The sequence below is a fragment of the Oceanobacter antarcticus genome (assembly GCF_044962685.1).
GTDB lineage: Bacteria > Pseudomonadota > Gammaproteobacteria > Pseudomonadales > Oceanobacteraceae > Oceanobacter > Oceanobacter antarcticus.
This window is the reverse complement of the sequence record NZ_JBBKTX010000011.1, coordinates 1-14,737: the sequence shown is the minus strand read 5'-3', so window position 1 is coordinate 14,737 and position 14,737 is coordinate 1. Positions and strand designations below refer to the sequence as shown.

Annotated in this window: 10 protein-coding genes; 9 read left to right on the top strand and 1 reads right to left on the bottom strand. The window is 53.9% G+C overall.

Going from position 1 to position 14,737, the window contains the following annotated elements; all coding sequences use genetic code 11:
* Window positions 1-4 precede the first annotated feature (4 nt).
* Genes WG929_RS10090 through WG929_RS10050 form a run of 9 tightly spaced genes read left to right on the top strand, consistent with a single transcriptional unit; the run spans window position 5 to window position 14,483 of the window.
* A complete protein-coding gene (locus tag WG929_RS10090) occupies window positions 5-1,675 on the top strand; it encodes an ATP-binding protein (protein ID WP_416205940.1) in 1,671 nt (556 codons plus the stop codon).
* A gap of 8 nt (window positions 1,676-1,683) precedes the next feature.
* The gene (locus WG929_RS10085) at window positions 1,684-2,967 is read left to right on the top strand and encodes an AAA family ATPase (RefSeq protein WP_416205939.1); all 1,284 of its coding nucleotides are present in this window, start codon (window positions 1,684-1,686) and stop codon (window positions 2,965-2,967) included.
* On the top strand, window positions 2,964-3,461 hold the full coding sequence (locus tag WG929_RS10080) for a hypothetical protein (protein ID WP_228232946.1): 498 nt from the start codon (window positions 2,964-2,966) through the stop codon (window positions 3,459-3,461). The genes WG929_RS10085 and WG929_RS10080 overlap by 4 nt, the downstream gene beginning before the upstream one ends.
* Before the next feature lie 3 nt (window positions 3,462-3,464).
* On the top strand, window positions 3,465-6,962 hold the full coding sequence (gene pglX, locus WG929_RS10075) for a BREX-1 system adenine-specific DNA-methyltransferase PglX (RefSeq protein ID WP_416205938.1): 3,498 nt from the start codon (window positions 3,465-3,467) through the stop codon (window positions 6,960-6,962).
* 13 nt (window positions 6,963-6,975) lie between these two features.
* On the top strand, window positions 6,976-8,088 hold the full coding sequence (locus WG929_RS10070; RefSeq protein ID WP_416205937.1) for an AAA family ATPase: 1,113 nt from the start codon (window positions 6,976-6,978) through the stop codon (window positions 8,086-8,088).
* Complete coding sequence (locus WG929_RS10065) at window positions 8,085-8,762, top strand: DUF4276 family protein (protein ID WP_416205936.1); 678 nt, start codon at window positions 8,085-8,087, stop codon at window positions 8,760-8,762. Before WG929_RS10070 ends, WG929_RS10065 begins: the two co-directional genes overlap by 4 nt.
* Entirely contained in the window at window positions 8,759-11,257 is a 2,499-nt protein-coding gene (gene pglZ, locus WG929_RS10060) for a BREX-1 system phosphatase PglZ type A (RefSeq protein WP_416205935.1), read from the top strand. The genes WG929_RS10065 and pglZ overlap by 4 nt, the downstream gene beginning before the upstream one ends.
* Window positions 11,258-11,269: 12 nt before the next feature.
* Window positions 11,270-13,318 carry a BREX system Lon protease-like protein BrxL gene (gene brxL, locus WG929_RS10055; RefSeq protein ID WP_141068078.1) on the top strand — a complete coding sequence of 683 codons (2,049 nt, stop codon included), beginning with the start codon at window positions 11,270-11,272 and terminating at the stop codon, window positions 13,316-13,318.
* A 10-nt stretch (window positions 13,319-13,328) separates the two neighbouring features.
* On the top strand, window positions 13,329-14,483 hold the full coding sequence (locus tag WG929_RS10050) for a hypothetical protein (protein WP_416205934.1): 1,155 nt from the start codon (window positions 13,329-13,331) through the stop codon (window positions 14,481-14,483).
* 3 nt (window positions 14,484-14,486) lie between these two features.
* Here WG929_RS10050 and WG929_RS10045 read toward each other — a convergent pair.
* Window positions 14,487-14,737: hypothetical protein (locus WG929_RS10045; protein ID WP_416205933.1), on the bottom strand; the 251-nt coding region annotated here is incomplete at its 5' end.

Sequence of the window (14,737 nt, the reverse complement as noted above, 5' to 3'; positions counted from 1 at the left end):
AGCCATGCACGAAGCCGAACAGGAAATCCGGGCGCTCATTCGCGGTGGCGAAAGCCTTGCCGTCGAGTTCAAGAGCGACGTCAAAAGCCTGCCGGACCGGGACCTGGTGGCCGCGGTGGTGGCCCTGGCCAACACCGAGGGCGGCGACCTGTTCCTGGGCGTTGAAGACGATGGCACCCCGACTGGGCTGCATGCCAATCACCGCAACCTCGCCGGCCTGCCCGCGCTGATTGCCAACAAGACCATTCCCTCGCTGGCCGTGCGCGTTGAGTCCCTGGAGCTGGAAGGGCAACCTATTGCCAGGATCCAGGTGCCCAAGTCCCGGCAGCTGGTGTCCACCTCGGATGGTCTGCTGCAACGTCGGCGCCTGAGAATGGACGGCACTCCGGAGGCCGTGCCCTTCTACCCCCATGAGTTTGTTCAGCGCCAGTCCAGCCTGGGGGTAACGGACCCCTCTGCCTTGCCGGTGGAAAACCTGGCGGTTGAAGACCTGGACCCGATTCAGCGCATCCGGATCCGCAACGCCATCAAGAAGTACGGCGGCGACCAGAGCCTGATGCCCCTGGCGGACGATGAGCTGGACGGCGCCCTGGGGCTGACTGTGAGCGTGGGAGGCATGCGCCGCCCCACGGTTGCAGGCCTGTTGCTGCTGGGGAATGAAATGCAGCTCCGGCAACACCTACCCTCCCACGAGGTAGCCTTCCAGGTGCTGCGCGGTACCGATGTCCTGGTCAATGAGTTCTACCGCAAACCGCTGCTGGAGACCTTTGAAGAGGTCGAAGTGCTGTTTCGCGCCCGGGTGGAGGAAGAGGAGATTCAGGTCGGGCTGTTTCGCGTGCCCATCCCCAACTTCGACCGCCGGGCCTTCCGGGAAGCCTTTGTGAACGCCCTGGTTCACCGCGACTACAGCGCCCTGGGCGCCGTACACGTCAAACTGGACGACGACGGCCTGAGCATCAGCAATCCCGGTGGTTTTGTCGAGGGCGTAAACCTGGACAACCTGCTGGTGGCCGACCCTCGCTCCCGTAACCCCTTGCTGGCTGACATTATCAAGCGCATCGGCCTTGCCGAACGCACTGGCCGGGGCATCGACCGGATCTTCGAGGGTATGCTCCGCTACGGGCGCACCGCCCCCGACTACTCCATGTCGTCCGCTCACACCGTCTCCGTGCGCATGAGCGCAGCGGACGCGGACGCCGAATTCCTGCGGATGATCGTCGAGCGTGAGGAACAGACCGGCGCCGCCATGCCCATCGACAGCCTGATCATCCTGTCCCGGCTGCGCAATGAGCGGCGCTTAAGAACGGCGGACCTGGCCAAATCCGTGCAAAAGCCCGAAACCGTGGTCCGGGGCACCCTGGAAAAGCTGGTGGAAGCAGGCATGGTGGAAGCCCACGGCACCGGCAAGGGCCGCACTTACACCCTGAGCGCCAAGGTTTACCGGGGGGCGGGACAGAAGGCGGCCTACGTTCGCCAGGCGGGGTTCGATGCCATCCAACAGGAGCAAATGGTGCTGAATTTCATCGATACCCACGGCAGCATCAAACGAGCGGATGCCGCTGATCTGTGCCATATCAGCCCTTTCCAAGCCACTCGGCTGCTCAACCGCTTGAAAGACAAGGGTGTGATACGCCCGGTAGGCCAGGGGAAGGGGACTCGATATGAGCGAAGCTGATAAAATACGTGCGGCGCACGAAAAATACGAGCGAATACGAGCGCCGCGCGTATTTCCGCATGCAAGTGAGGGCAGTGGCCGACCGGGTGCTGGATCAGGGGATAGTGAACAATCGGGAAGTAATGATGATAGACCGGCTTGAACTCAAAAACTTTACGTCATTCGGTGATCTGGACATCGATTTCTCACCCAAGATCAACGTGATCATTGGTGAAAACGGTACCGGCAAAACACACTTGCTCAAGGCGGCCTATGGGCTTTGTGCCGGCGCATCGTTTTTCAAGAGCAAGCCGGATCTCGGTAAAGCCGAGCTCGAAGCGGCCTTAACTACCAAGTTCTTACGCCTGTTCATGCCTCTGGATGACAAGCTCGGGAAGATGCACCTTCACGGGGCTAGGGAACACGCGAGTTTAACCGCGCAGTTTGCAGAGGGGCAGAAGGTCAACGCGACCTTTTTCAACAACTCCTCTGAGCTTTCAATCAAGGATTCGCAAAGCTACGCCAAGTACCGGGCTGAGCCAGTGTTCATCCCAACCAAAGAAGTGCTCTCTCTGGTCAAAGGTATGGCCGACGAAACACACGATCAGAAGACGGTTGAGCTGATATTCGATGATGGCTACGTCGATCTTGCCAAGGCCCTGACCAAATCCAGTGATGAAGACCTGGACGTGCGAATCAACCAAGATCCGAGGCTGAGTTCGATCGTTCCGCAATTGGTCAGCCTGATTGGTGGCCGTTATCAGTGGGAAAACGGCGGCTTCTGCTTCCAGCCAGGTGAATATCGGGAAAAGCCCTCTCCTAAACGAACCAATTCCAAGTCCGCCCAAGCGTATCAGGATTCCACCGTGACGGAGTTCGTCGCAGAAAGCGGTCGTCAGTACTCCAGCAGCATGACAGCGGAAGGCTTCAGAAAGATCGGTATTCTGCACAGGTTGCTAAGTAACGGCGTGCTGTCTCCTGGTTCCAGTGGCCCCCTGTTCTGGGACGAACCGGAATCCAATATGAACCCCAAGCTGATGAAGCTGCTTGTTCAGGTTCTTCTGGAGCTGGCAAGAAATAACCAGCAGGTCATTCTCGCCACCCATGATTATGTACTGCTCAAATGGTTTGACCTCCTGGCCCGCCCAGGGCAGGGAGATCATATTCGCTTCCATGCACTGGTCAACAAAGGTGGCCAAGTTACTCTTCAATCAGCGAATAGCTATAAAGAGCTGGATAACAATGCCATAGCGAACACGTTCAATGATTTATACGACGAAGAGATCAAGCGCTCGCTCGGGGGAAAGGTATGACTCTTCTCTCCGAGGACGATCTGGAATTCGATTTCAGCGATGCTATTGAAGCCGTCCGCTTCGATGACGACGCGCTACATGGGCAAAGCACCATGAAGCGCGTTGATTTTATTGCAGAGTATGAGGATCGCTTGGTTTTTGTGGAAGTAAAAGACCCTGACAACCCTGTCGCGACCAATCCTGAAGCATTCAGACAAAAGCTCGTCAGTGGCAATTTAATACCGGATTTGGCGGGGAAGTATAGAGACAGCCTTTGGTTCCGAGCCCTCAGCGGTAAGGTGGGAAAACCAGTTCATTATGTCGTCCTGCTTTCCATGGCCGCTCTCGATCCCGCATTGCTGCTAGCTAAACAAGATCAGCTGCACCGCTGCCTGCCATTGAATCACAAAGACTGGTCTCTGTCGTTTGCACAGGCGTGCGTCATTCTCAATCTGGACCAGTACAAGAAACAATTTGGAACCCATACCGTCCGCAGAATAAGTGCGGGAGCCTAATTCATGGAAACATCGAAACTTAAAAAATTCGCCCAATTTGCTCGCCGCAGCCTCCTCGAACAGGTTACAGCCAAGCTCAAACTGGTACTCGCCGACGAGAGTCCCGCCCGGCGAGAAAGGCCACAGGTGATTAAAAAACTGGAAGAGGCGGTAACCGGCCAAGGCAAAGAGCAGGTTATCGAGCGGGTGGCCTACATCTGGTTCAACCGCTTCTGCGCTCTGCGTTTTATGGACGTGAATCGTTACAACCGCATTGGCATTGTTTCCCCTGCTGAGGGGCAGTTCCAGCCAGAGATCCTGGCGGATGCCAAAATGGGCCATATCGATGAAGAAATGGTGTCGGAGTCAACCCGCCAAAAGATCTTTGCCCTGCTGGATAGCAAAACACCCAGTCAGGATCCGCAGGGGGAAGCCTATCGCCTACTGGTCGTAGCTGCCTGTAACTACTGGTACAGCGCAATGCCGTTCTTGTTCGAGCGTATTGACGACTACACCGAGCTTTTGATGCCGGATGATCTGCTCTCCGGCAACTCCATTCTGGCCTATACCCGCGAGGCTATGACACCGGATGCCTGTAAAGATGTTGAGGTAATCGGTTGGCTGTATCAGTTCTATATCTCCGAGAAGAAAGACCAGGTATTTGCTGACCTGAAGAAGAACAAGAAGGTTACTCCCGAGAATATCCCGGCGGCGACTCAGCTGTTCACGCCGCACTGGATTGTGCGTTATCTGGTGGAGAACTCTCTGGGGCGCCTCTGGATGCTAAATCGCCCTGATTCTGGCTTGATCGAGCAGATGGATTACTACATCAAGCCGGAAGAGCCCGAGACCGACTTTTTGCGGATCAGTAGCCCGGAAGAGATCAAGATCTGTGACCCGGCCTGCGGCTCGGGACACATGCTGACGTATGCCTTCGATTTGCTGTATGCCATTTACGAAGAGGAAGGCTACGAACCTAGTGATATTCCAGCCCAGATTCTGACTCACAACCTATACGGCATTGAGATCGACGAGCGTGCTGGAGAACTGGCCGCTTTTGCACTAACGATGAAGGCGCGGGCCAAGCAACGCCGGTTCTTTCGTAAGCCAATACAGCCCAATATTTGTGTTCTCGAGAATGTTCGTTTCGACGAGGGTGAATTAAAGGAATACATGGACGTTGTCGAGCGCGACCTGTTCACTGCGCCGCTAAAAAGCACCTTGCGTCAGTTCGAAGAGACGGACAACTTTGGCTCTCTGATCCGTCCAGATGTGACCGATGTGGACGGTATTCTGAGGGCTTTGGAAGCCAAGGACGTATCAGGACAATTGTTCCTTAGCGAAACGCATAAGGAGGTGCTTAAAGCTCTACGGCAGGTCGATTACCTTTGCCCGAAATACCATGTGGTGGTCGCCAATCCGCCGTATATGGGGAGCGGGGGTATGAACGGGAGGCTTAAAGCTTGGGTGAAGGACCACTATCCAAAAAGCAAAGCTGATCTATTTGCTATGTTTATGGAGCGAGCCCTGGATTTAACAGTAAAGCAGGGCAGCATGGCCATGATCAATATGCAGTCTTGGATGTTTCTATCTGCATACGAGAACCTCCGATCTCACTTAATTGCTAAGTCGAGCTTTTTGTCAATGGCGCATCTTGGAGAGAGAGCTTTTGACACTATTGGTGGCGCTGTTGTGTCAACAACTGCTTTCGTCATGGAGAATATCGCCAAGCCGTTAAGAGAGGCTACATATATCCGCTTAGTAGATGGGGAAAATGAATCGTCAAAGTCTTCAATGCTTAAAGAGGCCGCAAAAAATCCACGGTCAAAACTAAGATTTTCCTCGGCCACGGATGATTTTGCCAAAATACCGGGCAACCTGATTGCGTATTGGCTCACACACCGCTTCGCCATTAATTTTGAAAAACTGCCCCGATTGGGGGAATCTTTTACAACTCGGGAGGGGCTTACCACAGGTAGCAATGATACTTTTCTACGGCAATGGTTCGAAGTGTCATTGGATTGTTCAGCATTTCCGAAGGATACCGAAAGAACTGCAAGATGGTTCGCTTATTTGAAGGGTGGAGAATATCGGCGTTGGTCTGGCAACACCGGACATCTTGTAGATTGGGAGAATGAGGGTGAGAGAATTCTGAACTTCATTGACCAAAAAACTGGAAGAATACGATCCCATAACTATAACGGCGAGTGGGCATTTATGCCCGGTATAACGTGGTCTAGTGTGTCCGGAGAGCGCTTTTCAGTTAGGAGTGTTTCTGGAGGCTATATGTTTGATACCACAGGGTCAATGGGTTTTGTAAATCCAGATTCGGATAGACTAGGCGTTGTTGCCTATCTGAATAGCACAGTAGCAGCCGCATATATGAAAGTGCTTTCCCCTGCTATTCGTTTCCAGCCTGGACATGCTCTTAATTTGCCATTTGACAAGCGCCCCTTGTCAACAGCTCATGCTATTGCATCGCAATGTATATCTCTTTCACAGTCGGACTGGGATACTTACGAGACCTCTTGGGACTTCACCAGTCTGCCGCTACTGAATCCTGAATTTCGCCATACAGCTCTGCAATCCACCTACAAGAAGGTTCGTACTCGCTGGCGCGAAATGACGTTGGAGATGCGGCGGCTAGAGGAAGAAAACAACGACATCTTTATCAATGCTTATGGCCTCCAAGATGAGCTGACACCAGAGGTGCCGCTGGAAGAGGTTACACTGACCTGCAACCCTCACTACCGTTACGGCAACAACAAAAGTGAGGAAGAGTTGGAGGCGCTTCTGCTGGCTAACACCATGCGCGAGCTGGTCTCCTACGCCGTTGGCTGTATGTTCGGTCGCTATGCTCTGGAAGAGCCGGGGCTGATCTTGGCCAACCAGGGAGAGACCATCGAGGACTACCTGAAGCGGGTTCCGGAGCCGAGCTTCCCGGCAGACGATGACAATGTCATCCCCATGCTCGATGGCGACTGGTTCACCGACGACATCACCGAACGCTTCCGTGAATTCCTGCGCATCGCCTTTGGCGAAGAGCACTATGGGGAAAACCTCCGCTTTGTCGAGCAGGCACTGGGCAAGGATATCCGCAAATACTTCCTGAAGGACTTCTACAACGACCACGTGCGCCGTTACAAGAAACGCCCCATTTACTGGCTGTTCTCCTCACCTAAGGGCTCATTCAATGCGCTGATCTACATGCATCGCTACCAGCCCCACACCGTGGGCACGGTGCTGGAGTATCTGCGGGATTTCAAAGACGAGAAGCTGCAAGCCCGGAAAAACCATCTGGAGGCCGTCAGTATCAGCGCCGGGGCCTCCCAGGGTGATAAGACCAAGGCCCTGAAAGAGATAGAGAAGATCAACAAAATTCTCGTCGAATTGGATGACTACGAACGGGATGTACTTTATCCCCTGGCTACCGAGCAGGTGGAAATCGATCTCGATGATGGGGTGAAAGCGAACTATCCGAAATTTGGCGAAGCCTTGAAGAAGATTCCTGGCCTCTCATGAAGGAGGGCTAACTATGAAATTGAAAGAAATTGCCGTTAAAGGCTTTAAATCTATCAGCAACCACGACTACGAGCTTATTGCCTTTAACGATGTCACGGTGCTTTTGGGGGCAAATGGCTCCGGGAAAAGCAACCTGATTTCACTGTTCCGGCTGCTGGGGTTTATGACCACCGGAGCATTGCAACAGTACGTTGGTAGGCAGGGTGTCAGCCAGCTTCTGTTCTATGGCCCAAAGGTGACCGAATCGCTGAGTTTCAGCGTGAAACTGGAAGATGACAGCACCACCGACTCCTACGATGTAAAGCTATCCTATGGGTTGCCGGACCGGCTGTTCGTCAGCGGTGAACAGGTAAGCTATCACAAAGCCGGTCACCCCAGGCCGCAAGAATACTTTCTGTCCAGTGGTGGCCCTGAAGCGGAGCTGGGGCAGGATGATCGGCCCACCAGTAAAGTGCTTACCGGTCTGCTCAGAGGCATACAGACCTTCCAGTTTCACGACACATCCGACACCGCCCGAATCAAGGACCGGGTGTACGTTGATGATGTGTCCTACCTGCGCAGCGATGGGGGCAACCTCGCGGCCTTCCTCAAGATGTTGAAGGAGTCGGATAGCTATCGTCCTTACTACGAACGAATTGTCCGGCATATTCGCAAGATCATGCCGCAGTTCAACGACTTCGTGCTGGATACCCTTCCTGGCAATGACCGTTTCGTGCGACTGAACTGGTCTGATACCTACCGCCAGGATTATCTCTTTGGTCCGGATCAGATTTCCGACGGGTCTCTTCGCTTCATGGCGCTGACCACGCTGCTGTTGCAGCCACCGGCGTTGCTTCCAAAAGTGATCGTTCTGGATGAGCCGGAGTTGGGTCTGCATCCGGCTGCCACGCTTGAGCTTGCCGGTATGATCAAACGTGCATCCCAGAAAACGCAGGTGGTCCTGGCCACCCAGTCTACACGTCTGGTCGATGAATTCCTTCCGGAGCAGATTGTGATCGTGGAGCGCGATTCTAAGACCGGCGCCAGCTCGTTCCACCGTCTGGAACCGGAGGCGCTGGGTGAATGGTTGCAACGGTACAGCCTCTCGGAGCTTTGGGAGAAAAATGTGTTGGGAGGGCAGCCGTGATTCGACTGCACATAACCGCAGAGGGCCAGACCGAGAAAGCCTTCGTCGACCAGGTTCTGACACCCCATCTGGCGCACTTTGATGTCTACACCGACGTGCGCTGTGTGTTAACGAGCAAGGACAAACGGGCAGCCAAAGAATACCGGGGTGGCTTGATCAGTTATCAGAAAGCAAAAGCCGATATCGAAACCTGGATGAAGGAAGACGCCAACCAGGAATGCTGGTTTACCAGCATGTTCGATTTATATGCCTTGCCAGAGGATTTTCCAGGATTTGACGAGGCGGAATTGCTGGAGCCTTATCAAAGGATCGAACGGCTCGAAGCTGCTTTTGGCAATGAAATGAACAGGCCAAACTTTATTCCCTATATCCAGTTGCATGAATTCGAAAGCCTGATTCTTGCTGACCCGGCCAAGCTGGATTGGGAGTACCTGGAGCACGACCAGCCAATTGGGAATCTCGTGAAGATGGTCGGCACCCAAAATCCGGAGCTCATCAATGACGGTCGAGAAACAGCGCCATCGAAACGGATTCTCAAAGAGATACCGGAATACGACAAGGTGACATCGGGGGTGTCGGTTGCGGCTCACATCGGCCTCGATGCTCTACGGGCCTCTTGCAAACACTTTGATGAGTGGGTGTCGCGCCTGGAGAAGCTCGGGGGCAAAGAATGAGCCAGCAAATCAATTATGCGCTGAGCAGGCTTTTCGATAAGCACCGGGTTGTGTTCTGGTACGACACCAAGCAAGAGCTGCGCAGTGACTTCGAGGCGGTTTCCATCCCGGACGTGGAGAAGCTGGAGATTGCCAACAACGAGTATGGCCTGAAACATCGCATCCTGCGGGAGGCACCGGAACAGAAATTCTTGCTGTACAAGGAGGGGCCGCAACCAGAGGATCTGGATAACTGGTTGCTTGACGTACAGCTGGCCCACGGCGAGTTCCGGACCGACCAGGTGGCCATCTGGCTGTCCGAACTGGAATTGGGCCTGGAGTTTGCCGAGGTGGCCCAGGCTCACGCGGAGTTTTTCCAGGCGATCAAGCGCAAGGAGGCGTTGAAGAAGTTGCTGAAATCGGACGACACTGCCGGCAAGCTGCGCCTGAAGATGCTGGCCGTGTGTGCCGGTAGCGAGCCCCGTATGGACTCGGTGGTGGAAACCCTGCTGCAGCAACAGGCGGAAGAGCGCGATGATGGCATTCGGCTGATTGAGCGTTGCGGTCTGGACAGCTTCCTGTGGGAGCAGCTTGCCCGCTTCTACGGCTACGAGGCCAGTGAGCCCAGCCTGCGCGATTTTGTGATCGAACTGTTCAAGTCCTGCTACGCCATGGGCACGGACGGCGAGGTCAAGTTGACCGGCGACGCCCTGGTGTTCCTCAAACGCTGGAAAGACAGCCGGCAGTTCGAGCAGGGGTTTGAAACCCTGTCTGCCGAGTGTGCCGAGGTGCTGGGCATTGAGCAGGATCTCGGTAAACGGGATTTCCGGGACCTGGTTGAGCTGGACTACTTCCGGCTAATCGACCAGAAGATTATCAGTGACCTGGTGCGGGCGGTGGTAGGCCGCACGGTCACTAGTGGTGATGTGGCGCTGTGGGTGCGGCAGCGGCGCCAGGGCCACTGGTACGGGGAGTTCCGACACCTGTATGAAGCCATTGAGTTGGCGGCCCGCTTTGTCCAGATGCTCGGAGAGGCTCGTCTCACCATGGAAAGCCTCTCCGACGGCATTCAGCGATACAGCCGTTCCTGGTTCCAATTGGATCAGCTCTATCGCAAGTTTACCTACCATGTGCGCATGTCCGGCCAGGCATCGTTGATGGGGGAACTTAGTGAGCAGGTGGAGAACCTGTATTCCAACAACTACCTGCTCAAGCTGGGCGATGGCTTCCAGGTTCACGTGGATGCCGCGCCGCGCTGGGAGGGCTATCCGGTCGTTCAGCAAAAGGCCTTTTTCGAGCACTGGGTTCGCCCGTACCTGCGCAAGGACAAACGGATCTGCGTGATCATTTCCGACGCCATGCGCTACGAGATTGGTGACGAGCTGCTGGGCCTTATCCGGCAGGAAGATCGCTACAGCGCGGAGCTCGAACCGGCTCTCTCGACCCTGCCCAGCTATACCCAGCTCGGTATGGCGGCGCTACTGCCCAACAAGTCCTTGGCGATCGCAGACAACGATACCGGCACGGTACTGGTGGATGGCCAAAGCTCACAGGGCACGGTCAACCGTACCAAAATCCTGCAAACCGCCCTGGATGGGCGGGGTCAGGCCGTCAAGGCGGAGGATTTTATGCAGCTCAACCGGGAAGATAGCCGGGAGCTGCTCAAGGGTAATGATGTGCTGTACATCTACCACAACCGCATCGATCACACCGGTGACAAGATGCATTCAGAGGGGCAGGCCTTTGAAGCCGCAGAACAAACCCTGGATGACCTAATTCGTCTGATCAAGAAGCTCACGGCGGCCAACGCCAATAACCTGCTGATCACCGCTGACCATGGCTTTATTTACCAGAACCGTGAGCTGGATGAGAGTGACTTCCTGGGCGACGCCGTTTCTGGCGATGATATTCGCTACCGGGACCGTCGGTTCGTGCTGGGTAAGGGACTGACCGCCTCTCCGGCTTTCCATCACTTCTCGTCCGAGCAGCTTGGGCTGGATGGCGATATGGAAGTGCAGATTCCCAAGTCCATCAACCGGCTGCGCCTTAAAGGCTCTGGCAGCCGCTTTGTGCATGGCGGCGCATCCCTTCAGGAGGTTGTGATTCCGGTCCTGAAGGTTAACAAGAAGCGCCAGAGTGATGTCAGCGCCGTTGAGGTGGACATCCTGCGTGGGGCCAGCTCGGTGATCACTTCCGGCCAACTGGCGGTCACCTTGTATCAGTCCGGACCGGTTACCGAGAAAGTACAGCCTCGCCACCTGCGGGCCGGGATTTATACCCAGGCAGGGGAGCTGATCTCGGACAGTCACGAACTGTCGTTTGACCTGACCTCGGAGAATCCCCGAGAGCGGGAGCTTCAGGTACGCTTTGTGCTGAGCCGTAAGGCGGATGAGGCCAATGGCCAGGAGGTTTTCCTGAAGCTGGAAGAACAGCACGCCGGTACCTCCCACTACAAGGAATACAAGTCGCTCAGGTATTTGATGCGGCGGTCCTTTACCAGCGATTTTGATTTCTGAGGGTTATAGCCAATGAGCACGCTTGACCAAAAGATCAACGAACACTTCCCCGGGTTGGTGGTGCGCAAAGACCTGGTGAAAACGGTCAAGGGCAACGCCATCGTCCCGTCATACGTGCTGGAGTATCTGCTCGGCCAGTACTGCGCCACCAACGACGAGGCCACGATTCAGACCGGTATCGAAACGGTCAAGGAGATTCTGGCCAAGCATTATGTCCACCGGAACGAGGCCGGACTGGTGCGCTCGAATATCAAGGAAAAGGGCCGCTACAAGGTCATCGATAAGATCAGCGTGGCCCTGAATGAGAAGACGGATGCCTACGAGGCGCAGTTTTCCAACCTGGGAATCAAGAAGGTATTGGTGGATTCTGGGACCGTGAAGGCCCACCCCAAACTGCTGGTAAGCGGCGTCTGGTGCATTGCGGACATCGAATACGTATTTTCTGAAGACCAGAACGTCAGCCCCTGGATTCTGTCCACCCTCAAGCCGATTCAGCTATCTCACTTCGACTACGACGCTTACGTTGCCGCGCGGCAGCAGTTCAGCACCGATGAGTGGATTGACCTGCTGATACAGAGCATCGGCTTTAACCCGGAGATGTTCGGACGGCGCAGCAAGCTAACCCAGCTGGTCCGCTTGATTCCTTTTTGCGAGCGGAACTACAACCTAATCGAACTTGGCCCCAAGGGGACGGGTAAATCCCACGTTTACTCCGAATTCTCGCCCCATGGGATCCTGGTATCGGGTGGTGAAGTCACCGTACCCAAGCTGTTTGTGAATAACTCCAGCGGCAAGATCGGCCTGGTGGGCTACTGGGATTGCGTGGCCTTCGACGAGTTCGCCGGCAAGCAGAAGCGAGTAGACAAGGCACTCGTCGACATCATGAAGAACTACATGGCCAACAAGTCCTTCTCCCGGGGCGTGGAAACCTTGGGCGCCGAGGCGTCCATGGTGTTCGTGGGGAACACCCGGCATACCGTTCCTTACATGCTGAAGCATTCGGACCTGTTCGATGAGTTGCCGGACAAGTTCTACGATTCTGCCTTTCTGGACCGTATCCACTTCTACATCCCCGGGTGGGAGGTCGACATCATCCGGGGCGAGATGTTCTCCGACGGCTATGGCTTCGTGGTGGACTACCTTGCAGAAATCCTGCGCTCGATGCGGAACTATGATTATTCCGATCAGTACCGCGAGCACTTTACTCTTTCTTCGGATATCTCGACCCGAGACCGGGACGGTATCAATAAGACCTTTTCCGGCTTGATGAAGATCCTGTTCCCCCAGGGCGGAGCAACCAGGGATGAGGTTGAAGAAGTGCTGCGTTTTGCCATCGAGGGGCGCAAGCGGGTCAAGGACCAGTTACAGCGGATTGATACCACCTACGGCGAAGTCCGATTTTCCTATCAGGATCAACAAGGCCAGGAAATACTGGTCACGACACTTGAGGAAGAAGAGTACCCGGGTTACTACCACCAGACGGTGTCCACCCCTGATGACGGGGGGGTAGACCCTGAGCTAGCAGCAGACGTTAAAGTTGGCGAGCCCAAAGAGCCCCGCGCCTCTGAACCCGTACTGGAGGAAAAGCACCTGACCTTCCAGGAAAATCAAAAAGGCATCTCATTCGACGGTTTGTTTGGCGCATACCTGAAAGGAGCCAGTGAGATCACCGTTACAGACCCCTACATTCGGCTTTTCTACCAGATCCGCAATTTCATGGAGTTTCTCGAAGCCATCGTGAAGAACAAGGCCGAGGAAGATGAAGTGGCGGTTCACCTCGTCACCGTCCGGGACGAGTTCAAGGGTGACCTACAAGACGAGAGTTTTGAAAAAATCCAGGAATCCGCTCGCACAGTAGGTATCGACTTCACCTGGGAGTTTGACGAAAGCGGCACCATTCACGCCCGCCATATCGTCACGGACCACGGCTGGAAGATATCGCTGGACCGAGGGTTGGACATCTTCCAGCACTACGAGATGAATGAAGCCTTCGCGTTTGCCAACCGGTTGCAGCAGTTTCGGTCTAGCAAGGCCTTTGAGGTGACGTTTATTAAAGTTTAGGGAGCGGAAAATGAATATCGAGATTAAAAATTGCAATAACATTGATTGGGCTAGTTTGGTTCTTTCTGAAAATACGCTGAACATAAAGTTCGCACCAAACGGAACCGGAAAAAGCTCAATTGCTCGGGCAATTACCCTCGGTACGACTGAAGGCTCAAATTTAAATGAACTCATCCCATTTAAGCTTAGAAAATCCAATCCAGATGGATTAGCACCTGAAGTTACCGGCACAGAAAACATCAATACTGTCATGTGCTTCAACGAGGAGTACGTCAGTCAGTTTGTGTTCAAAACTGATGAGTTGCTCAGCAACAGCTTTGATATATTGATTAGAACAGACGCCTACAGACAGAAAGAGCAGGAAATTGAAAGTTTGATCCAGGACATCAAACAACTGTTTTCCGGAAATCAAGAATTGGAAACCTTGATAACCACCCTAAAGGAAATGGGAAATGCTTTCAAGTTGACCAAATCCGGCTTGTCCAAATCTTCGACAGGAATGAAAGGACTATCTTCAGGCAACAAAATTCAACATGTTCCCCCTGGCCTTGAGTCTTATACACCGTTCATTCAGAGCGAAAACAGTGTTAACTGGATTGACTGGCAAACAAAGGGGTACGAATTTTCAGAACTATCTGATAGTTGTCCATTTTGCACCTCGCATGTAGCTGAAAAGAAGGATCAGATCAAGAAGGTTGGCGAAGAATATGATAAAAATACGATTAAGAACCTGATCGCCATAATCGGTGTGATCGAAAAGCTGGGCGACTTCTTTTCTAAAGAGGCGAAGGGTAAGCTGAAGGCAATTACAGAACTGAAGGACGGACTTGAAAAAGAACACGAAGCATTTCTTGCTTCGGTAAAAAGTCAAATCGATAATTTCACTGAGAAGCTCGAAAATCTTAGAACACTTTCTGCGTTCCAATTTAAAGACGGTGAAAAAGTTTCTGAAAAACTGCCTGCCTATAAACTGGACCTGGCTTTTTTCTCGGAGCTTAATTCAGAAAGGATGCTGGAAGCCATCACTCCGATTAACGACTCTATCGACGAAGTAATTGCACAGGCCGGCCAACTTCAGGGAAAGATCAGTCAGCAACGAAGCGAGATGAAGAGAACGGTCGAACGGCATCGGAACGTGTCAACGTCATTTGAGCCAGTTTTTTAAACATTACATTGCTTTTGTAATCGCCCGTGGCAACGTTGGGAAGTTCACGCCTTTTTCGATTGTCGCCTGATCAGCATCCTCTGGCACCGGATTGATGCAGACTTCGGCTGGTGGCAGCGGTACGCTTGAACGGCCTTTACTGAAGCGCTCCGGGTGCTGAGCGTACATCTCGTCCAGTGCCGCTTGCCGGAGGTGAGCGATTTCAAGGTATTCCCCGCTAAACACCTGATGGGGCGTAAAACCGGCCAGGCTGC